Source organism: Azospirillum sp. Marseille-Q6669, from assembly GCF_965111635.1.
In genome coordinates this window covers 544,391-566,003 of the sequence record NZ_CBCOOP010000004.1, presented here as the reverse complement: position 1 = coordinate 566,003, position 21,613 = coordinate 544,391, and the positions used below count along the sequence as shown (strand labels likewise).

Annotated in this window: 11 protein-coding genes; all 11 read left to right on the top strand. The window is 70.6% G+C overall.

Annotated elements, in window-relative coordinates; genetic code table 11:
* Positions 1-11: 11 nt before the first annotated feature.
* On the top strand, positions 12-1,949 hold the full coding sequence (locus ACWPXE_RS23950; protein WP_454019825.1) for a TonB-dependent receptor domain-containing protein: 1,938 nt from the start codon (positions 12-14) through the stop codon (positions 1,947-1,949).
* Positions 1,950-2,055: 106 nt separating this feature from the next.
* Complete coding sequence (entS, locus tag ACWPXE_RS23945) at positions 2,056-3,306, top strand: enterobactin transporter EntS (protein ID WP_454019824.1); 1,251 nt, start codon at positions 2,056-2,058, stop codon at positions 3,304-3,306.
* On the top strand, positions 3,303-4,388 hold the full coding sequence (locus ACWPXE_RS23940; RefSeq protein WP_454019823.1) for an efflux RND transporter periplasmic adaptor subunit: 1,086 nt from the start codon (positions 3,303-3,305) through the stop codon (positions 4,386-4,388). Before entS ends, ACWPXE_RS23940 begins: the two co-directional genes overlap by 4 nt.
* Positions 4,389-4,475: 87 nt before the next feature.
* Positions 4,476-7,628, top strand: a complete 3,153-nt coding sequence (locus tag ACWPXE_RS23935) for an efflux RND transporter permease subunit (protein WP_454019822.1) — start codon at positions 4,476-4,478, stop codon at positions 7,626-7,628.
* 230 nt (positions 7,629-7,858) lie between these two features.
* Positions 7,859-9,064, top strand: coding sequence for an isochorismate synthase (locus ACWPXE_RS23930; RefSeq protein WP_454019821.1), 1,206 nt, complete (start codon positions 7,859-7,861; stop codon positions 9,062-9,064).
* Entirely contained in the window at positions 9,061-10,686 is a 1,626-nt protein-coding gene (locus ACWPXE_RS23925) for a (2,3-dihydroxybenzoyl)adenylate synthase (RefSeq protein ID WP_454019820.1), read from the top strand. Before ACWPXE_RS23930 ends, ACWPXE_RS23925 begins: the two co-directional genes overlap by 4 nt.
* Positions 10,683-11,558 (top strand): isochorismatase family protein, encoded by an 876-nt coding sequence (locus tag ACWPXE_RS23920; protein ID WP_454019819.1) that lies wholly within the window; start codon positions 10,683-10,685, stop codon positions 11,556-11,558. Before ACWPXE_RS23925 ends, ACWPXE_RS23920 begins: the two co-directional genes overlap by 4 nt.
* Positions 11,555-12,310 (top strand): 2,3-dihydro-2,3-dihydroxybenzoate dehydrogenase, encoded by a 756-nt coding sequence (dhbA, locus tag ACWPXE_RS23915; protein WP_454019818.1) that lies wholly within the window; start codon positions 11,555-11,557, stop codon positions 12,308-12,310. The genes ACWPXE_RS23920 and dhbA overlap by 4 nt, the downstream gene beginning before the upstream one ends.
* Before the next feature lie 25 nt (positions 12,311-12,335).
* The gene (locus ACWPXE_RS23910) at positions 12,336-12,542 is read left to right on the top strand and encodes an MbtH family protein (protein ID WP_454019817.1); all 207 of its coding nucleotides are present in this window, start codon (positions 12,336-12,338) and stop codon (positions 12,540-12,542) included.
* A gap of 33 nt (positions 12,543-12,575) precedes the next feature.
* Positions 12,576-19,742 carry an amino acid adenylation domain-containing protein gene (locus tag ACWPXE_RS23905; protein ID WP_454019816.1) on the top strand — a complete coding sequence of 2,389 codons (7,167 nt, stop codon included), beginning with the start codon at positions 12,576-12,578 and terminating at the stop codon, positions 19,740-19,742.
* 95 nt (positions 19,743-19,837) lie between these two features.
* A complete protein-coding gene (locus ACWPXE_RS23900; RefSeq protein WP_454019815.1) occupies positions 19,838-21,400 on the top strand; it encodes an alpha/beta hydrolase-fold protein in 1,563 nt (520 codons plus the stop codon).
* Positions 21,401-21,613: the final 213 nt, after the last annotated feature.

Here is a 21,613-nt window from a genome sequence, read left to right as displayed (position 1 = left end):
CGGTGGCTGCGGTGAAATCCGCAACCATGGTGGGTGCGGCGCTGGCGGCCGCGCTGGCGGGGGGAACGCCGGCGCTGGCCCAGCAGGCCGCCTCGGAAGGGTCGCCCGCTGCCGTCCAGACGCTGGGGCCGGTGACGGTGACGGCGACCGGCACGCCGCAAAGCACGCTGACCGCTCCCGCCTTCACCACCGTCATCACGTCGGAGGACCTGAAGAGGGAGGGCGTCGCCTCCTCCGGCCTGCCGGAAGTCCTGGGCCGCTCGGTGGGCGTGAACGACCGCACCGACGCCACGGGCCGCGACGAGGTGGTGATCCGCGGCATGGGCGCCAACTACTCGCTGGTGCTGGTGAACGGGCGCCGGGTGTCCACCTCCGACGCGCTGTGGCGCGGCGGCGACTTCGACTACCACTCGATCCCGATGTCGGCCATCGAGCGGGTGGAGGTGGTGCGCGGCCCGTTGTCGTCGCTCTACGGATCGGACGCTATCGGCGGTGTGGTCAACATCATCACCAAGAAGCCGACCGACAAGTGGTCGGGCGAGATCAACGGCGATTACCGCGTCGTCGAGCCGGGCCGCGGCGGCACCCAGTACCGCACCGGCCTCTACGCCGCCGGCCCGATCGTGGATAAGGTCTCGGCCTCGGTCTCCGCCGAATACTTCAACCGACAGGCCTGGTACGACGACTCCCGCTACAACGGCGTCGTTCCGGTTCTGGAAAAGAAGAACCTGGCGAACCTGCTGACCACGCTGGCCTTCGACGTGACGGAGAACCAGACGCTGGAGGCCAACTACGGCCTGAACCGTGACAACCGGCCCCGCGGCTATTACGACCGCTGGCTCTCCTCCCAGAAGCAGGAGATCGTCCGCAACACCTTCGGCGCCGCCCACCGCGGCAACTGGGGCTGGGGCGACACGCTGGTCGAGGCAAACTACGAAGACGGCCGCATCGACGACTACAACTCGTCCTTCAACGCGCCGCAGCAGCGGCACCTGAAGGAAAAGAACCTCTTCCTGCACGGCCGCTCCAACTTCCAGCTCGGCTTCAACCGGTTGACCGCGGGCACGGAATACCGCAAGCAGACGGTGGAGGACCCCAACACCTTCCTGCAGTCCGGCAAGTCGGAGATCGGGCAGAAGGCCGTCTATCTCCAGGACCAGATCGGGCTGATCGACGGGCTGACCCTGACGGTCGGCACCCGCTACGACCACCACGAGATCTTCGGCGGCAAATTCACCAGCCGCGCCAACGTCGTCTATGCGCTGACCGACGCGCTGTCGCTGAAGGCCGGCGTCAGCCAGGGCTACAAGGCGCCGGACGCCTACCAGCTCAGCCGCGAATACCGGATCGTCAGCTGCGGCGGCCGCTGCTTCCTGTCGGGCAACCCGGACCTCGAACCGGAGACCAGCACCAACTACGAGATCGGCCTGGAAACCCGCTATGACCGCTGGGACGGCAGCGTCGTGCTGTTCCACAACAAGGTCAAGGACATGATCCAGGCGGTCTACGATCCGGTGGCCGTCGCCCGCAATTGGAGCAACATCAACAACGTGGACATCTCGGGCGTGGAGGTGACCGGCTCCGTCAGCCTGACGCCGAAGCTGCTGCTGGCGGGCAATTACACCTACCTCTACACCGAGCAGAGCAACGGTGCGGAGCTGGACTACCGTCCGCGCCACAAGATCAACGCCTCCCTGACGTGGCAGGCGCTGGAAAACATCAGCACGTCGGTGTCGACCAGCTACACCGGCCCGCAGCTGCAGGGCACCAGCAAGATGCCCGGCTACACCCTGCTGAACTGGGGCGTCAGCGCCGATGTCACCGAGGCGCTGACCGTCGGGGCCGGCGTCAAGAATATCACCGACGTCATCCTCAGCGAGAAGAACGTCAACTTCACGTCGGTGGAGGTGGGACGCAACTACTACGTCTCCGCCAACTACCGCTTCTGATCCGCCGCCGCCCGTCCCCGGCTTGCTCCGGGGGCGGGCGCGTCCGCTGTCTGAAAGCCGCCCTCGGTCCCGTTGCCGCGGGCGCCGGTGCCGGAAAGGCCCGCCCATGACCCTGTCGAACCTTTTCGTCGATCTCAGCCTTCTGAGAACCAACCCCGATTTCCGCCGCGTGCTGATCGCCCGGACCATCTCGCTGATGGCGCTCGGCCTGCTGTCGGTGGCGGTGCCGCTCCAGGTCTACGCCCTCACCGGGTCGAGCCTTCAGGTCGGGATGGCCGCAGCCTGCGACGGCATCGGCATGTTCCTGGGCCTGCTGCTGGGCGGCGTGCTGGCCGACCGGATGGACCGCCGCCGCCTGATCCTGGCCGCCCGCAGCGTCTGCGGCCTGGGCTTCCTCGGGCTGGCGGCCAACGCGGCGCTGCCCTCCCCGTCCCTTCCGGCGATCTACGCCCTGTCCTTCTGGGACGGCTTCTTCGGAGCCATCGGCGTCAACGCCCTGCTGGCCGCGATGCCCCATCTCGTCGGGCGCGCCAATCTGGTGCAGGCCCGCGCGCTGGGCATGCTGTCGATGCGCGTTGCCACCATCCTGTCGCCGGCGCTGGGTGGCCTGCTGATCGCCGGGCTGGGCGTCGGCTGGGTCTATCTGCTGACGGCGCTGGGCACTGGGCTGACCGTCCTGACCCTGCTCGGCCTGCCCCGGATGATGCCGCAGGGCGAAGCCGGGGAGAATCCGCTGCGCGCCATGGCGCAAGCCTTCGCCTTCCTGTTTGGCCACAAGGTGATCGTGAGCGTGGTCGCGCTCGGCTGCCTGACCACGGTCGCCACCTCCATCCGCATCCTCTTCCCGGCCCTGGTCGAGGAGGTGTTCGGCGGCGGCGCCTTCGAGACCGGGCTGATGTACAGCGCCGTTCCCATCGGGGCGACGCTGGGCGCGGCACTCAGCGGCTGGGCCGCGCGGCTGGAGCGTCCGGGTCCGGTGATGGGCGGCGCCTGCATGGGCGCCTTCGCCTGCGTCGCCGTGATCGGGGCCGCAGGAAGCCTCTATGTGGCGCTGCCCGTGCTGGTGCTGTTCGGTTACGCCACCTCCATCGCCTCGCTCCTGGAATACAGCATGGTGCAGGGCCACACGCCCGACCATCTGCTGGGCCGCGTCAACAGCCTGTGGACCGCCCAGGACGTGTTCGGCGACAGCGCCGGCACCATCGGCATGGGCCTGCTGGCGACGCTGCTGAGCCCCGCCGTCGGAATCCTGGCGCTGGGCCTGGGGGCCTTGGCGCTCGCCGCCGCCGTGACCGCCACCGCCACCACGATGCGCGGAGCGCCAATGAGCGACCCTGCCCTGGAGGGAACCGGATGATGACCCGCGCCATGCCGATCCTGCTGACCGCTGCCCTGCTCGCCGCGGCGCTTCCCGTCGCCGCCCAGACGCGGGTGAAGGTGACGGCGGTGGTCGCCGCCCCCGTCCGCCAGACGCAGCACCTCCCCGGCACTCTGGTGTCGCCGCAGAGCAGCGCCCTGTCCGCTCAAGTCGAGGGCCGGGTGGACGCCCTGCTGGTCGAGGCCGGTGACCGGGTGGAGGCCGGGCAACCCCTGCTGCGGCTGGACGACACTGTCGCCCGGCTGGAACTGGAACGGCTGGAGCATTCCCTGGCCGAGGCCGAGCACCTGCAGCGCGACGCCCTGCGGCTGGCCCGCGAGGCCGAGGTGCTGGCCGGCGTGCAGAGCGTCTCGCAGTCCCGCTACCGCACGCAGCTCGCCCAGGCCGCCATCGAGGAGGCCAAGGTCCGCCAGCTCCGCGCCGCCGTCGCCATCCAGCGGGAGCAGGTGGCGCGTCACGGGCTGACCGCGCCCTTCGCCGGGGTGGTGACCGAACGGCGCACCGGGCGCGGGGAGTGGGTGGGGTCCGGCGGCTCGGTGCTTCAGCTCACCGTCACCGACCCGCTGCGCGTCGTCGTCGATGTGCCGGAGCGCCAGCACGGGCGCATCACCGCCGGCACGCCGGTCACCGTTCTGGTCGCCGACGCGCCGGAGGGGGCCGGCATCGCCGCGGCGGTCGAGCGGGTGGTGCCCGCCGCCGATCCGGTCAGCCGCAGCTTCCGCATCCACATCGCGCTTCCCAACCCCGAAGGGCGGCTGATGCCTGGCATGTCGGCGCGCGTCGGCGTCGCGCTCGGCCCGGCGCCCGGAACGGCGGAGATCGCGCTTCAGGTCCCGGCGGACGCGGTGCAGCGCCATCCCGACGGCAGCGCCCGCGTCTGGGTGGTGCAGCGCGGCGGCGACGGGGCGGTGGCCCGCCCGGTGGCGGTGCGCACGGGCCGCCATTCCGGCGACCATGTGGAAATCCTCAGCCCCGAGCTTCGCCCCGACGATCTGGTGGTCGTCCAGGGCAACGAGGGCCTGCGCCCCGACCAGCCGGTCGTCCCGGACATGGTGGGGTGAGGGGTCGGAGCGCGTGTTGATGAACCCTCTCCCCTCCGGGGAGAGGGGATTTCTCTTGAAGGACTTGGACCTTTTTCCGGAGTCACAATGACCCGCCTGATCCTGCGTAACCCGCTGACTGCTTTGGTGTCGGTCCTGATCCTGTGCCTGCTGGGCGCGGTGTCGGTTTTCCGCATTCCGGTGCAGATGATCCCCGACATCAGCCCGCGCCGGATCATGGTGGAAACCAACTGGCCCGGCGCCACCCCGCAGGACATCGAGCAGGAGATCCTGATCGAGCAGGAGAAATACCTGCGCGCCATCCCCGGCCTCGTCCGCCTGTCCTCCGGCGCCGAGTTCGGCGGCGGTCAGGTGGAACTGGAATTCCCCTCCGGCACCTCCGTCGACGAGGCGCTGATCCACATCGACAACGCGCTGTCGCAGGTCACCGATTATCCGGAGACGGTGGACCGCCCGCGCATCGTCGCCGAATCCGCGACGGCGGAACCCTTCCTGTTCTTCGGCGTCGAGCGGCTGGACGGCTCCACCGACGCAGAATCCATCCAGCGCGAGACCAACTGGATCGAGAACGTCCTGCGCCCGCGGCTGGAGCGTGTGGCTGGCGTGGCGAAGGCCGAGGTGATCGGCGGAGCGGCGCAGGAAGTCCACATCCTGCTCGACCCGATGAAACTGTCCGCCCGCAACCTGAATGTGGGGACGGTGCGCGACGCCGTGCGGGCGCGCAACCGCGACGTCTCCGGCGGCGACCGCGACTTCGGCAAGCGCCGCTACTTCCTGCGCACCATCGGGCGCTTCGCCGACCTGGAGGATCTGGCCGATCTGATCGTCGCGCGGGAGAACGGAACGGCGATCCGCCTGCGCGACGTCGGATCGGTGACCATGGCGACCCAAGAGGCGCGCAGCGTCGCCTTCGCCGACGGGCGCCCCACCCTGCTCGTCACCATCGGCAAGCGGGCCGGCGCCAACGTCATCGCCGTCAAGGAAGCGGTGACCGACGCTGTGGACGAGTTGAACCGCCACGCCCTGAAGGAGCGCGGCCTGTCCATGCGGCTGCTGTCCGAGGACGTGCGCTACATGGAACGGTCCATCGACAACGTGCTGAGCAACCTGATCGCCGGCAGCGTCCTGGCCGCGGTGGTACTGCTGCTGTTCCTGCGCTCCATCCCGGCGACCGCGGCGGCGGCGGCGAGCATGCCGGTCTGCACGCTGGCGACCCTGCTGGTCCTGGCGGCCGCCGGGCGCAGCATCAACGTGATCTCGCTGTCCGGCGTCGCCTTCGCCATCGGCATGACGCTGGACAACAGCGTGGTCGCGCTGGACGCCATCGCCCGCCATCTGCGCACGGGCAAGTCGAAGGCCGCCGCGACCGAGGACGGCATCGCCGAAGTGTGGCCGGCGATCCTGTCCTCCACCCTCACCACCGTCCTGGTCTTCCTGCCGGTGCTGTTCATCACGGCGGAGGCTGGGCAGCTCTATTCCGACATCGCCATCGCCATCACCGGCGCCGTCGTCATGTCGATGTTTGCCGCCCTGGTCCTGGTTCCCGTCGTCGCCGGGCGCTGGTCGGTGGCGTCCCCGGCAGGAAAGGCTCCGCAGAAGGAGGGCACGCTGGGTGTGGCGGTGCGCTGGATGCTGCGCAGCGCCCGGCGGGAGCTGGCGATCCTCGCCGTCTCCGCCGCGGCCATGGTGGCCGTCATGCTCACCATGGTGCCACCCGCCGAATATCTGCCGGAGGGCGAGGAGGCGACCGTCTTCAGCTTCATGGCCGCCCCGCCCGGCTACAGCATGGACTCGATGCAGGAGGTCTGGCGGCAGATCGACCCGCTGCTGAGCCGTCAGGTGGGCGCCGCGGACACCGACGCCGAGACCGGCATTCCGCCGCTGCGCGTCAATCTGAGCTTCATCCGGCCCGGCTTCATCCGCTTCGTGACGGAGCCGATGAACCCCGCCGACACCGACGCGCTGATCGCCAACGTCACCAAGCGGATGCGGGCGATTCCCGGCATGCGCGGCTTCGCCGCGCGCGGGTCGATCTTCTCCGGCAACAGCGGCGGCGCCCGCGCCATCCGGCTGGAGCTGAGCGGCGGCGACCTGACCACGCTCTACGCCACGGCGCTGACGGTGCTCGACCGCGCGGGCGATCTGTTCCCCGACGGGCAGGTCAACAGCGATCCCTCCCCGCCCACTCTGGCCATGTCGCAGCCCTTCCTGGAACTGCACCCCAACTGGGAGCGCGCGGGTGAGATGGGCATCGGGCTGGCCGAGCTGGGCTACACGCTGCGCGCCTATTCGGACGGCGCCTTCGCCGACGAGTACCTGCTGAACGACGAGACGCTGGACATCTATCTGCGGGTGGCCGGGGGCCTGGGCCGCGACCGCCAGGGCTTCGCCGATCTGGTGCTCCACACCGGCCGCGGCGCCCCGGTGCCGCTGTCCAGCCTCGCCGAGCTGCGGGAAACCGTGGGCTCCTCCAGCATCGCGCGGATCGACGGGTTCCGGACGGTCACCCTGACCATCATCCCGCCGCGGTCGGTGGCGCTGGAATCCGGCATCGCCGCGGTGCGCACCGATCTGGTGGACCGGCTGCGCGCCGAGGGCGTGATTCCCGACGGGATGAGCACCCGCATCACCGGGGCCGGCGGATCGCTGGACGAGTTGCGCTCCGCCCTGGCCGGCGGGTTCCTGCTTGCGCTCGCCATCACCTATCTGGTTCTGGTCGCCGTCTTCTCGCACTGGGGCTATCCGCTGATCATCATGGCGGTGGTGCCCACGGGGATCGGCGGCGGGCTGGTCGGGTTGTGGCTCTACAACCTCGTCGCCGGCCTGCCCGGAGGCTTCGGCCCGCCCCAGCCCTTCGACGTGCTGACGATGATGGGCTTCCTGGTGCTGGTCGGAACGGTGGTGAACAACCCCATCCTGATCGTCGAGCAGGCCGCCGTGAACCGACGGACGCACGGCATGTCCGGGGCGGAGGCCATCGCCGACGCCTTGCAGAGCCGACTGCGCCCCATCCTGATCACCACGGTGACGACCGTCGCCGGCCTGATCCCGATGGTGGCGGTGTCCAGCGCCGGGACGGAGCTGTACCGCGGGCTGGGGCTGGTCGTGCTGTGCGGCCTGCTGATCTCCAGCTTGGTGACGGTGACGGTCCTGCCCGTCGTGCTGTCCCTGGTCTTCCGCCTGTCCGACCGCTTGGGCGCCAGGACACACGACCGGAGGGTGGCAGAAGCGGGAGGTTGAGCCTGAAAGCGAGAGAAACATATTCCGTAATGCAAAAAATACTTGCGGCTGCTGAAGCATAACCCTATATTGCGAATGAGAATCATTTGCATATACGTGAATGCAATTCGCGGTCCCGGCAGAAGGCCGGCGGCGATTCCCGTGCCCGCCCGGACCGTCAACGGCGCGCTATTTCCGACCATGTCAACATCGTCCGCGCTGGCGGATGGACAGTGGAGGCTCGTGTTTCCATGGACGTTCTACCCCTGCCCGCCGGGGAGCGGCCGCTCGGCGGCCGTTCCGACCCGGATTTCGCCTTCGCCTCGCGTGGCCGCGTCCTGAAAGCCTACGGCATGGATGAGCGGCTGGACGTCGCCCTCGACGACCGCAGCTTCGCCGATGGCCGGTGGGAGGAGGCGCTGGACCGCGCCTTCCGCCGCCGCAAGGCCCAGGGTGTCGAGAATCCCATCCTGGTCGGCGCCGTCCCCTTCGACGGACGCCAGCACGCCCGCCTGTTCATCCCCCAGTGTTGCGATTACGAGGACGCCGGCCGCATGGCCGCCGAACCCGACCCCGTCGCGCTGGACGCCGTCGAGGAAACGGTGGGGCGCGGCGCCTTCGAAGCGGCTGTGGCCCAAGCCATTGAACTGTTCCGCGACACCGCGTTGAAGAAGGTCGTGCTGTCGCGCCCACTCGACGTGGAGGCGCGCGAGGCCTTCGCGCCGGGCCGCCTGCTGCGCGCCCTGCTGCGGCAGAATCCCGGAGCCTACGTCTTCGCGGCCCCGGTCGCCTACGGACAGACCCTGGTGGGGGCGAGCCCGGAGCTGCTGATCCGCAAGACCGGGCGGACCGTGGTCAGCAACCCGCTGGCCGGTTCCGCCCCGCGCAGCCCGTCCGCCGAGGTGGAGCGCCAGCGCACCGCCGCCCTGATCGCTTCCATGAAGGACCGGACGGAACACCGGTACGTCGTCGATGCGGTGCGCGCGGCGCTCGCCCCCCATTGCAACCCGTTGTCCGTGCCGGACGCCCCCAGCGTGATCCGCACCCCGACCATGCTGCACCTGTCCACCGAGCTGACCGGCGAACTGGCCGATCCCGCGGTGTCGTCGCTGCGGCTCGCCCACACGCTGCACCCGACGCCGGCGATCTGCGGCACGCCGACCGGCCTCGCCCGTGACGCCATCGACCGGCTGGAGGGCTACGCCCGCAACTGGTACGGCGGCATGGTCGGATGGATGGACAGCCGGGGCAACGGCGAATGGGCGCTGTCCATCCGCTGCGGGCTGGTCCAGGGGCGGCGGCTGCGCCTCTACGCCGGGGCCGGCATCGTCGCGGACTCCGACCCTGCGGCGGAGTGGGAGGAGACGGCGGCGAAGCTGACCACCATGCTGAACCTGTTCGGCGTCGGCTCCGCCCTGCCCTCCAACGCGGACGTGCCGGTGGAGCTGGCGTCGTGACCATTCCTTTCACGCCCTGGCCCGCCGAGTTTGTCGAGCGCTACCGCGCCAAGGGCTACTGGACCGGCGACCCGCTGACCGACGTGATCGACCGCCACCGGGGCGCGGCGGCGGAGGCCACAGCGATCCTCTGTGGGGAACGCCGGTTCCGCTACGCCGACCTGCAGAGCCAGTCGCTCCGTCTGGCGGCGGCCTTCCGCGCCCGCGGCCTGCGCCCCGGTGACACCGCGCTGGTCCGCCTGCCCAACCGCGCAGAATTTTATCTGGTCTTCTTCGCCCTGCTGCGCTGCGGGGTGGTGCCGGTCAACGCGCTGAACAGCCATGGCGTCTATGAGCTGACGGCCTACGCGCGCCAGATCGAGCCGGCGCTGGCCGTGCTGCCGGCGGCGGACCAAGCTTTGGTCGCTCTGATGGTACAGACGGTCGGGCCGGAGCGGCTGCTCCTGCTCGGCGCTCCGTCCGACGACGGGATCGGCGGCTTCGCCTGGGCCGACGGCGGTGCGCTGGCGGAGGACGCCGCCGGGCCGGCCCTTGCCGCCGATCCGTCCGGCGTGGCCTTCTTCCAATTGTCCGGCGGAAGCACCGGCACGCCGAAGCTGATCCCGCGCACCCACGACGACTATCTCTACAGCGTCCGCCGCAGCGCCGAGATCTGCGGGCTGGACGGGTCCTGCTGCTTCCTCTGCGCCCTGCCGGCGCCGCACAACTTCACGCTCAGCTCGCCCGGCGCGCTCGGCGTGTTCCACGCCGGCGGCACGGTGGTGATGGCCGGCGACCCCGGCCCCGCGACCTGCTTCCCGCTGATCGCGCGCCACCGCGTCACCTGGGCGGCGCTGGTCCCGCCGATGCTGTCGGTCTGGCTGGAAGCCGCAGGCAGCGCCGGGGACCTGTCCAGCCTGGAGGTTGTCCAGGTGGGCGGCGCCAAGCTCAGCCCCGCCGTCGCCGAGCGGGTGCCGGAACGGCTGGGTTGCCGTCTCCAGCAGGTCTTCGGGATGGCGGAAGGGCTGGTGAACTACACGCGGCTCGACGACGATCCCTGGACGGTGGTCAACACCCAGGGCCGCCCGATGAGCCCCGACGACGAGATCCGCATCCTCGACGCCGCCGGCCACCCGGTCCCGCCCGGCGCGGTGGGGGAGCTGTGGACCCGCGGCCCCTACACCTTCCGAGGCTATTACAAGGCCGAGGCGCACAACGCCCGCGTCTTCGACGCCGAGGGTTTCTATTGCAGCGGCGATCTGGTCAGCCTGGCACCGGGCGGCAACCTCGTCGTCTGCGGACGCAACAAGGACCAGATCAACCGCGGCGGCGAGAAGATCGACGCGCAGGAGGTCGAAGACCTGCTGGCCGGCCACCCCGCGGTGGGCCACGCCGCGGTCGTCGCCATACCCGACGCGCTGATGGGCGAGCGGTCCTGCGCCTTCGTGATCGCCCCGCCCGGCACCAAGCCGTCGGAGCTGCGCCGCTTCCTGCGCGGCCAGGGGCTGGCCGACTTCAAGCTGCCCGACCGCTTCGTTTTCGTCCGGGACCTGCCCAAGACCGCCGTCGGCAAGGTCGACAAGCAGACCCTGCGCGAGCGGGCGCGCCAAGACAACGTTCTCATGGAAACGACCGCATCATGACCATCCGATCCATCGCCCCCTACGCCCTGCCCACCGCGGCGGACCTGCCGCAGGACAAGGTGTCCTGGAGCGTCGACCCCGCCCGTGCGGTCCTGCTGATCCACGACATGCAGGACTATTTCGTCGGCTTCTACGGCGCGGCGAACCCGGCCATTGTCAGCTGCATCGACCGGATCGTCCGGCTGAAGCGCCATCTGAAGGCGCTGGGCGTGCCGGTCGTCTACACGGCCCAGCCGCCGGTGCAGACCGACGCCGACCGCGGCCTGCTGAACGATATGTGGGGGCCGGGCCTGACGGCCAAGCCGGATCTGGCGGGCATCGTCGCCCCGCTGGCTCCGGACGCCGACGACCGGGTGCTGACCAAATGGCGCTACAGCGCCTTCTTCCGCGCCCCGCTGGCCGAGATGATGGCGGAGGCGGGGCGCGACCAGCTCCTGATCTGCGGGATCTACGCGCACATCGGCGTGATGCAGACGGCGCTGGACGCCTTCATGCGCGGCATCAAGCCCTTCCTGATCGCCGACGCCATCGCCGACTTCTCGCGCGAGGATCATATGATGGCGCTGCGCTACGTCGCGCGCAACGCCGGGCGGACGATCCATTCCGACAGTGTGCTGGCCGCCCCCGCGGCGGTGCTGAGCAAGGACGGGCTGCGGCGCATCCTGCTCGCCTCGCTGGACGAGGTGCCGGGGGACGACGACAACCTGATGGATTTCGGTCTGGACTCCATCGCGGTGATGCAGGTGGTGGACCGCTGGAAGGCCGCGGGCGTCGAGGTCGGCTTCGCCGAATTGGCTGCGCAGCCGAGCATCAACGGCTGGTGGGCGCTGATCGAGCCCCGGCTGGCCGCTTCCGGGCGCGTCGCGGCATGACGGACTTCGCGGGCCGGACCGCCTGGGTGACCGGCGCCGGGCAAGGGATCGGGCGGGCCGTGGCCGACCTGTTCCACGCCCGCGGCGCCATCGTCGTCGCCTTCGACCGCCGCTGGCACGACAGCGGGGAGCGGCCCTACCGCGCCGTGACGCTGGACATCGCCGACGCCGACGCGGTCGCCGGAACCTGCGAGGCGTTGTTTGCCGAGGGCACGCGGATCGACGCGCTGGCCAACGTCGCCGGCATCCTGCGCATGGGACCGGTGGAGGCAACGACCGACGCCGACTGGAGCGACAGCTTCGCCGTCAACGTGGCCGGTCCCTTCCACATGATGCGGGCGGTGATCCCGGCCTTCAAAAGCGGCGGGAACGGCGGCGCCATCGTCAGCGTGTCGTCCAACGCCGCCCATGTGCCGCGGATCGGCATGGCCGCCTATGGCGCGTCGAAGGCCGCGCTGACCAGCCTGACCATGACGGTGGGGCTGGAACTGGCGCCCTACGGCGTGCGCTGCAACGTCGTTTCCCCCGGCTCCACCGACACGCCCATGCAGCGCGCGCTGTGGGGCGGGCCGGACGGTGCGGCGCAGACCATCCGGGGCAATCCCGAGCAGCACAAGCTCGGCATTCCGCTCGGCAAGCTCGCCACGCCGCGCGACGTGGCGGAGACGGTCGTCTTCCTCGCCTCCCCCGCCGCCGGCCACATCACGCTCGCCGACCTGCTGGTGGACGGCGGAGCGACGCTCGGGCGCTAGCCACTTCATTTCAGGGACTTACCCGATGACCACCGACCAGTATGTGAACCCCTTCGACGACGAGCGTCACGACTTCCTGGCGCTGGCGAACGATGCCGGCCAATTCAGCCTGTGGCCGTGCTTCGCCGCGGTGCCAGAGGGCTGGACCGCTGTCTTCGGCCCCGCCGGGCGCGCCGCCTGCCTCGACCACATCGAGGCCGCCTGGACCGACCTCACCCCCGCCGCCGCCTGACGGCTTTTTCAGAGCATTCATGAGGACAGGGCCATGCGCATCATCCCCCTGCTGGGCACGCAACTGGGCATCTGGCTGGCGGATCAGGTCGCGGCCCGGAAGAACGCCTACGTCATCGCCCACGCCATCGAGCTGAACGGTCCCATCGACGCCGCGCGCCTGTCGCGGGCCATTCGCGACGGGCTGGCGGAGGCCGACACGGTGACCGCACGCTTCGCCGAACGGGACGGCCGCGTCGTCCAGATTCTCGGTGGCGGCAAGGCTGCGGCGGAACCGGAGCGAATGGACCTGAGCGCGGCCACCGACCCGGAGGCGGCGGCGCGCGCGGTCATGGCCGACGATCTGGCCGGCGATCTGCCCGCCGATGGCGACCGCCCGCTGTGCCGCCAGATCCTGTTCGACGTCACCGGGGCGGATGGCGCGCCGCGCTGGATCTGGTACCAGCGCTACCACCACATTATGCTGGACGGCTACAGCTTCAACGCGCTGACCCGCCGCATCGCGGATCTGTACGGCGCGTCCATGCAGGAGCGGACGCCGGCCCCCGGCCCCTTCGTCTCCGTCGCCGCGGTGGCGGAGGAGGAAGCGGCCTATCTCGCATCCGACGCGCTGGTCCGCGACCGCGCCTATTGGAGCGGGCTGTGCCGGGACTTTTCGGCGCCGCTGACCCTCTCCGTCCAGGGCGCCAAGCCGACCGAGCAGCAGGCGACGTCGGAGGTGGTGGCCCACGCCGCCGCCCTGCCCGCCCCTCTGGCCCGCGCGCTCGCCGGGCTGGCGGAGACTTGTGGCGTGTCGGTCGCCGACCTGACCATGGCCGGCATCGCCGTCTATCTGCACCGGTTGTCCGGCGATCCCCGCCCGGTGGTGGGCGTGCCCTTCATGCGGCGCATGGGCTCCGCCGCCGTCCATGCCATGGCGCCGGTGGTCAACGTGTTGCCGGTGCGCATCGACCTGACCGGTGCCGTCACGCTGGCCGATGCCGCCGGACGGGTGCGGGCCGCGCTGCGCGAGGCGCGCCGGCACCAGCGCTACGACGCGGAGCGCATCCCCCGCGACCTGGGTCAGGTCGGATCGGGAAAGGCGCTCTACGGCCCAGTGGTCAATTACCGCCTGTTCGATTACGACCTGGACTTCGCGGGTGTGGAGGCGATCACCCACCATCTGGCGACGGGTCCGGTGGACGACTTCGAGTTCGGGCTGATGACCCGCGGCGGCGGCATCGCGCTGGAGCTGCGCGCCGACCGTACGCGCTACGACGCTGCGGAACTGGCTCGCCACGCCCGACGCCTGGTCCGGCTGCTCGACGCCGCTGTGACCGGCGCTCCGCTGGACGGCCTGCCGGTGATGGACGCCGATGAGGACGCGGCCATCGCCGCTTGGTCCAGCGGTCCCGTCTTCGCCGCGCCGGAGCGCCCGGCGACCTTGGTGGAGGTTCTGGACCGCCAGTCCGCCGAGACGCCGGAGGCCACGGCGCTGGTGTTCGGCGACACCCGCATCACCTTCGCGGAGCTGTCGGGCGCGGTGTCGCGGCTGGCGCGGTTGTTGATCGCGCGCGGCGTCGGTCCCGGCGACGTGGTGGCGGTGGCGGTTCCGCGCTCCGCCGACGCGGTGGTCGCCATGCTGGCCGTGCTGGCGAGCGGCGCCACCCACCTGCCGCTGGACCTCGATTACCCGACCGAGCGGCTGGCGATGATGTGCGAGGACGCCGGGCCGCGCTGCGCGCTGACCTGGGCCTCGGTGGCCGGGCGGCTGCCCGCCGGGCTGGAAGCGCTGTGCCTGGACGACGCCGACCTGCTGGCCGCCTGCGCCGCCCTGCCCGCTGGACCCATCGCGGCGGCGGAGCGCAAGGCGCCGCTGACACCGGGCCACATCGCCACCATCATCTTCACCTCGGGCTCCACCGGGCGCCCGAAAGGGGTGATGAACACCCACGGCGCGCTTCTGAACCTGCTGCTGTCCCACACGGCGACGGTCTACGGGCCAGCGCTGGAGGCCGCCCGACGGCACCACGGCGCGCGGGCCTTGAGGGCCGCGCACACCCATTCTTTCGCCTTCGATTCCTCCTGGCTGCAAATCTTCTGGATGCTGCTGGGCCAGGAGCTTCACGTCTTCGACGAGGTGATGCGGCGCGACGCCCACGCGCTGGTGCAGGAAGTGAGGAGCCGGCGCATCGACGCCATGGACCTGCCGCCCTCCTTCTGCGCGCAGATGCTGGCCTGCGGCCTGATGGAGCCGGGCCATCACCAGCCGACGCTGATCCTGATCGGCGGCGAGGCGGCCTCCCCCGCCCTGTGGACGGACCTCCGCGGCCATGCCGACCTGATGGCGGTGAACCTCTACGGCCCGACCGAGAACACCGTGGACACGCTGCGCGCGCCCGTCACGGCGGCGGAACGGCCGGTGGTCGGACGCCCGGTCGGCAATGTGCGGGTCCATGTGCTGGACCCCCGGCTGCGCCCGCTGCCGGTCGGCGCCGTGGGCGAGCTGTACATCGGCGGCGCCGGTCTGGCGGCGGGCTATGTGGGCCGTCCGGGACTGACCGCCCAGCGCTTCGTCGCCGATCCGTTCAGCACGGGCGGGCGTCTCTACCGGACCGGCGATCTGGTGCGCTGGACCGGCGATGGGCAGATCGACTTCATCGGGCGCGCCGACCACCAGATCAAGGTCCGCGGCTACCGCATCGAGATCCCGGAGGTCGAGGCCGCCCTGCACCGCCTGCCCGGCGTGTCGGGCGCGCTGGTGGTGGCGGAGGCGGTGAACGGAAGCCACCGGCTGATCGCCTACTGCACCCTGGCGGAGGGAGCGGATCGGACGTCCCGCGATCTGCTGCATGGATTGCGCGAGCAGCTGCCCGACTACATGGTGCCCTCGGCGCTGGTGGTGTTGGACGCCTTCCCGCTGACCGTCAACGGCAAGGTGGACCGCGCCCGTCTGCCCGCCCCGGCGGCGGAGGCCGGCGGCGCTGCCCCCGCCACCCCGGCGGAGGCGCTGCTCTGCCGCGCCATGGCGACGGTTCTGCGCTTGCCGATGGTCGGCGCCGATGCCGATTTCTTCGCGCTCGGCGGCGACAGCATCAGCGCCATCGCGTTGGGCAGCGCGCTGCGCACCCACGGGTTCGAGCTGCGCCCGCGCGACGTCTTCGCCGGGCGCGACCCACGGCGCATGGCGCTGGCCCTGAAGGCGCTGGTTCCCGAACGCCGGACGGCCACGGCGACGCCCGCCGTCGATTTGGCGGCGCTGGCGGTCCGTCACGGCCCGGTCGCGGCGGCGGTGCCGCTGCTGCCCTTGCAGAAGGGCATGCTGTTCCAGAGCCAGCTCGGCGGCAAGGCCAGCGCCTACAACGCCTTCACCGCGCTCGACCTCGACGGGCCGCTGGACGCGGAGCGGCTGGAGCGGGCCTTCGACGCTGTGCTGCGCCGCCACCCGCAGCTTGCCGGGCTGTTCGACCATGACGGGCGCGGCGAACCGCTGCTAGTTATCCCCGCCCTGCCGGACGGCGGCGCCGGGTTGTGGCCCTTCGAACGGCACGACCTGTCGGGCATGACCCCGGAAGACCGAGCCGCGGAACTGGTCCGCATCGAGGCCGCGGCGGCCGAGCGCGCCAACCCGACCGACCGTTTCCTGGGTCTGGTGAAGGCCATCCTCGTCCGCACCGCACCCGACCGTCATCGGTTGCTGATCGCCGTGCATCATCTGGTGGTCGACGGCTGGTCGACGCCGCTGCTGCTGCGCGACCTGCTGACCGCCTACGGACAGGGTCCCAATGCGCTGACGCCCCTGTCCATCGGCTATCCGGCGGTGGTCCACGGTCTTCTGGCCCGCGACCTGTCCGCGAGCCGGGACGCCTGGGGCGCGGCCCTGGCCGGGGCCACCCCGACCGTCCTGTTCGATCCGGCCCGGTCCGGCGGCGACGCGCCGATGGAGGAGTCGGAACTGGCCCTGCCGGCGGAGCTGACCGACGCCCTCCTCTCCCGGCTGCGGGCGGAGGGGCTGACGCTGAACGCGCTGATGCAGGCGGTGTGGGGGCTTGTCCTGAGCAATCTGGCGGGGCGTGACGACGTGCTGTTCGGCACGCCGGTCTCCGGACGCTCCGCCGCCGTTCCTGGCGTCGAGGAGCAGGTGGGCCTGTTCCTGAACACTGTGCCGGTGCGGGTCGCCCTGAACCCGGCGCGGCCGCTGTGGGAGCAGCTTCCGGCCATCCAGGAGCGCCACATCGCCTTGATGGAACACGACGGCCTGGGCCTGTCGGAGCTTCAGACGATGGCGGGGGGCGCCACTCTGTTCGACACGCTGCTGGTCGTGGAGAACTACCCGGACAGCGGATGCGAGTCCCTCGACCTCGGCGGCGTCCGCGTCTCCAGGGTCCACAACCGCGGCTACAGCCATTACCCGCTGGCCCTGCTGGTCCTGCCGGGCCGGGAGCTGACCCTGCTGGTGGAGAACCGCGGCGCGGTCCCCGACGCGACGGCGCTGGCGGAGCGGGTCTGCGGCTTGCTGACCACGCTGGTCCGCCATCCCAAGACGCCCGTGGCCGCCTTGCCGACCTTGACGGAGGGGGAGCGGCGGCACCTCGCCGCGGTGAACGCCACCGCGCGGGCGGTGTCCCGGACCACGCTGCGCGACCTCCTCGTCGCGCAGGCGGCGCGCACGCCGGACGCCGTCGCGCTGGTCGATGAATTGGAAAGCCTGACCTTCCGCGCGGTGCGGCGGCGGGTGACCGCTCTGGCCGGGCGGCTGCGCGCCCTTGGGGTGCGTCCCGGTGACGTGGTGGCGGTGGGCGTGCCGCGCTCCGCGTCCCTCAGCCTGTCGATCCTGGCGGTCATTGAGGCGGGAGCGGCCTATCTGCCGCTCGACCTCGGCTACCCGGTGGAGCGGCTGGCCTTCATGCTGTCCGACGCTCGCCCGCGCGTCCTGATGACCGACGCGGCCTCGCGCCCGCAGTTCGGCGACGCGGTGCCGGTGCTGTTCGTCGATGAGGGCGGCGGGGCGGTGGATAAAGCGCCTGTGCTCGCGGACGGGCTGACGCCGGAGCACCCGGCCTACATCATCTACACCAGCGGCACCACCGGACGGCCCAAGGGCGTGGCGGTGTCGCACGGCGCCATCGTCAACCGCATCCTGTGGATGCAGAACGAGTATCCCCTGGGGCCGGACGACGCGATCCTGCAGAAGACGCCCTGCGGCTTCGACGTGTCGGTGTGGGAGTTCTTCTGGTCCTTCCTGGTCGGGGCCCGGTTGGTCATGGCGCCGCCCGAGGCCCACCGCGACCCGGCGGCTCTGGTCCGGCTGATCGAGGATCACCGCATCACCACGATCCACTTCGTGCCGTCGATGCTGGCCCTCTTCACCGCCAACGTGATCGAAAGCCAAGGCCCCGATGCCGCGGTCTGCACCAGCCTGACCCGCGTCTTCTGCAGCGGGGAGGCGCTGGGGCGGGGCCTGTCGCGCGCCTTCACCGACCGCTTCGCCGCGGCGCTGCACAACCTCTACGGCCCGACCGAGGCGGCGGTGGACGTCACCTATTGCCCGGCCTCGGGCGCCTGGATCGAGGGGGACGGCGGCGTTCCCATCGGCCGGCCGGTGTGGAACACGCAGCTCCGCATCCTCGATCACGCCCTGCGCCCGGTCCCGCCGGGCGCGGTGGGGGAGCTGTATCTGTGCGGCGACCAACTCGCCATCGGCTATCTCGAACGGCCCGGCCTGACCGCGTCGCGCTTCGTCGCAGATCCCTTCGATCCGGGACGGCGCATGTACCGCACGGGCGACCTCGCCCGCTGGCTGCCGGACGGCGCGGTCGAGTATCTGGGCCGCACCGACCATCAGGTGAAGATCCGCGGCCAACGCATCGAGCTGGGTGAGATCGAAAGCGTGCTGGCTGCCCTGCCCGGCGTGGCCCAGGCGGTGGTGACCGCCGCGGAGCTGGGCGGTGGCGCATCCGACCCCGGCATGGACCGGCGGCAACTCGTCGCCTATCTGGTCCCGGCGATGGACCATGCGCTGGACGAGGCGGCCCTCCGCGCCGTCCTGCAAGACAGGCTGCCGCCGCACATGCTGCCTGCCGCCTATGTGACGCTGGCCGCCCTGCCCCTGTCGCCGAACGGCAAGCTGGACCGCAAGGCCCTGCCCCTGCCCTCGATAGGCGCCGAAGCGGGCTCGTCGGGCCGTCCACCGGCGCCGGGACTGGAAAGCCGTCTGGCCGCCATCTTCGCCGAACTGCTGGACTTGGAGCGGATCGGCGCGGACGACGATTTCTTTGCCATCGGCGGCCATTCGCTGCTGGCGATGCGGCTGGCGGCGCGCATCCGCCGCGACCTGGGTCAGCCGGTGGCGGTCAGCCAGATCATGGTCGCCCCCACCGTCGCCCGGCTGGCCGCCCTGCTGTCCGAAGCGGGCGGGCGGGACGAGCCGGAGAATCTCGGTTTCGCGCCGGTGATCCGCCTGCGCGACGGGGCGGGGCCGCCGCTGATCTGCCTCTATCCGGGGTCCGGCCTGTCCTGGCAGTACAGCGTGCTGTCGCGTTACGTGAGCGGCGACCGGCCCATCGTCGGCCTGCAATCGCCGCGCCCCAACGGTCCGCTGGCGCTCAGCGCCGACCTCGACGAGCTGTGCGACCGCCAGCTCGCCATCCTGCGCGAGGTGCAACCGAAGGGTCCCTACCATCTGCTGGGCTATTCGCTGGGCGGCACGGTCGCCTATGGGCTGGCGGTGCGGCTACGGCGGATGGGGGAGCGGGTGGACTTCCTCGGCCTGCTCGACACCTATCCGGCGGAGGCCCACGACTGGAGCGGTCTTGGCCGCACCGACGCCGATCAGGCGGCGGAACGCGAGCAGGAACAGTTCCTCGGCGACGCCCTGGCTGACGTGATGGACGAGGATCTGCGGCGGGAGAAGGTGGAGATGTTCGGTCACATCTTCGGCAACTACAAGGACGCCGTCCGGGTTCTCTCGAAGGCCCGCACCCCCGTTTACGACGGCGAATTGACGCTGTTCGTGGCGGAGAAGTCGATCCCGCCGGACATCGACCCCGAGGGAAGCTGGACGGGCCGCGTCGGGCGCCTGTCCGTCCATCGCCTGTCCCACTGCTCGCACGAGGACATCATCGCCCCGGCGTCCCTGCGGATCGTCGGCCCCCTGCTCGACCGGGTGATCGCCACGGCGATGGCTGACGTGGAACCGGTCCGTGCCGCGGTGGGTGGATGACGGTGTGGACCTCCCCTTCCCTTCTGCCCTTGGGGCGTGGGGCGTTCGGCGGAAAGGAAGGGCGATTGAGGCGCCTGATGCTCATAGGAATGGTGATGACGGCTCTGAACGCCTGCACCGGGGTGCCGGACGGCGCCCCTCTGCTCCTCGACGTTCCCGTGTCCGGCATGGAGCGCAGCGCCGTTCACCCCTTGGACCTCGACGATGGCGATTATGTGGAAGGCGTGCTCGATTCCGGAACGGACGCGGCGGAGCTGCGGCTGATCGACCGGGACGGACGCCCTGTCCGGCTGCTGCTGAACGGCACGGCGGGACGGGAGGTTTTCCGTTTCGTCGCTGGACCCGGCACCGCGGCGCTGCGGGTCACGCTGCGTGGGGCCGGAAGCTATCGACTGGCGCTGACCCGCCGCATCGCCGTGGTCGACCAGCACCCCGTCCTTCAGGGGCATCTGAGCCCAACCATCGCCGCGTTGGCGGAAACGGTGAAAAACGGCGGCGGAACCGAGGCCTTCTGGCAGGACATCGCCCGGCGCGGCACGCCCTTGGTAGAGCCGATGATGGGCGCGACGGGAACGGACCGGGTCATGATGACCTTCCTGGCGCGGGGCGCCCGCCGCAATGTGCGCCTGCTCGGCGGTCCGACCTCCAACCATGAAAATCTTGAACGGCTGGGTCGGAGCGACGTCTGGTACAAGAGCTTCATCGTCCCCTCCTCCACCCGCCTGTCCTACCAGATCGCGCCGGACGTGCCGGACTTTCCCGGAACCTGCCGCGAATGCCGGATGGCGATCCTGGCGCAGCTTCAGGCCGATCCCCTGAACCGCCATCCCTGGCCGGTGGACGCACCCGACCCCTACAATCAGGTTTCCCTGGTGGAACTGCCTGGCGCCCCGCTCCAGCCCGGACTGGAAGGCGGTTGGATCGAACCGGCGGGGCGGCTCATCGCCGAACGCTTCACCAGCCGCACCCTCGGGAACACGCGCGACGTCGCGGTCTACGCGCCGCCCGGCGTCGATCCGAAGGGGAAGGACACCGTCCTGCTGCTGTTGTTCGACGGGCCGGACTATCTCGACCGGCACGCGCCGGTCCCGATGATGCTCGACCAGTTGACCGGCGATGGCCGCCTGCCGCCGACCATCGCCGTCTTCATTGCCAACCCTACGGCCGAAGCACGGGAACGCGAACTGCCGGCCAATCCCGCTTTCGCCGCGATGCTCGCCGACGAGCTTCTCCCCTGGTTGAGAGAGCGGATGGGCATCCGTTCCCGCCCCGACCGCACGGTTCTGGCCGGGTCCAGCTATGGTGGACTGGCGGCGGTGTCCGCGGCGCTGGCCCATCCGGAGCGGTTCGGAAACGCGCTTTCCATGTCCGGCTCCTTCTGGTGGCATCCGGCCGACGCGTCGGCGGACCGTCCGGAACATATGGCTGGTCTGGTGGCATCGCGCGATCGTCGTCCGGTGCGCTTCTTCCTCAGTGCCGGCTTGTTTGAAACCGGAAGCGACGGTGAGATCGGCATCCTTGAAAGCTCCCGCCATCTGCGGGATGTGCTGGAGGCCAAAGGCTACAAGGTCGCCTATCGCGACTATGCCGCCGGGCACGACCGGTTCGCATGGCGCGGCGCCCTTGGCGACGGTTTGTTGGCATTGTTCGGGCGCTGAAGCAACGGTTCCGGTGCGGCCGATTTTGCGCAACCCACGAGTTGCCTGAGCTGCGCCTGTGTCTCGGGCGCTTTCATGACGCTCTCGACATGTTCCCTGGATCCCCATTGGGTTTGGTTCACGACTCTCCGGCCGTCGAGGCGGCTGTGGATGGAGAGCGGTGGGAAGCCGGGTTGGCGGCCGAGACGTGACATGCCGGGCGAAAAAGTGAAG

Coding starts and splice junctions, on each gene's coding strand:
- entS (WP_454019824.1), top strand. CDS start 2,056: ATGACCCTGTCGAACCTTTTCGTCGATCTCAGCCTTCTGAGAACCAAC.
- ACWPXE_RS23940 (WP_454019823.1), top strand. CDS start 3,303: ATGATGACCCGCGCCATGCCGATCCTGCTGACCGCTGCCCTGCTCGCC.
- ACWPXE_RS23935 (WP_454019822.1), top strand. CDS start 4,476: ATGACCCGCCTGATCCTGCGTAACCCGCTGACTGCTTTGGTGTCGGTC.
- ACWPXE_RS23930 (WP_454019821.1), top strand. CDS start 7,859: ATGGACGTTCTACCCCTGCCCGCCGGGGAGCGGCCGCTCGGCGGCCGT.
- ACWPXE_RS23920 (WP_454019819.1), top strand. CDS start 10,683: ATGACCATCCGATCCATCGCCCCCTACGCCCTGCCCACCGCGGCGGAC.
- dhbA (WP_454019818.1), top strand. CDS start 11,555: ATGACGGACTTCGCGGGCCGGACCGCCTGGGTGACCGGCGCCGGGCAA.
- ACWPXE_RS23910 (WP_454019817.1), top strand. CDS start 12,336: ATGACCACCGACCAGTATGTGAACCCCTTCGACGACGAGCGTCACGAC.
- ACWPXE_RS23905 (WP_454019816.1), top strand. CDS start 12,576: ATGCGCATCATCCCCCTGCTGGGCACGCAACTGGGCATCTGGCTGGCG.
- ACWPXE_RS23900 (WP_454019815.1), top strand. CDS start 19,838: ATGACGGCTCTGAACGCCTGCACCGGGGTGCCGGACGGCGCCCCTCTG.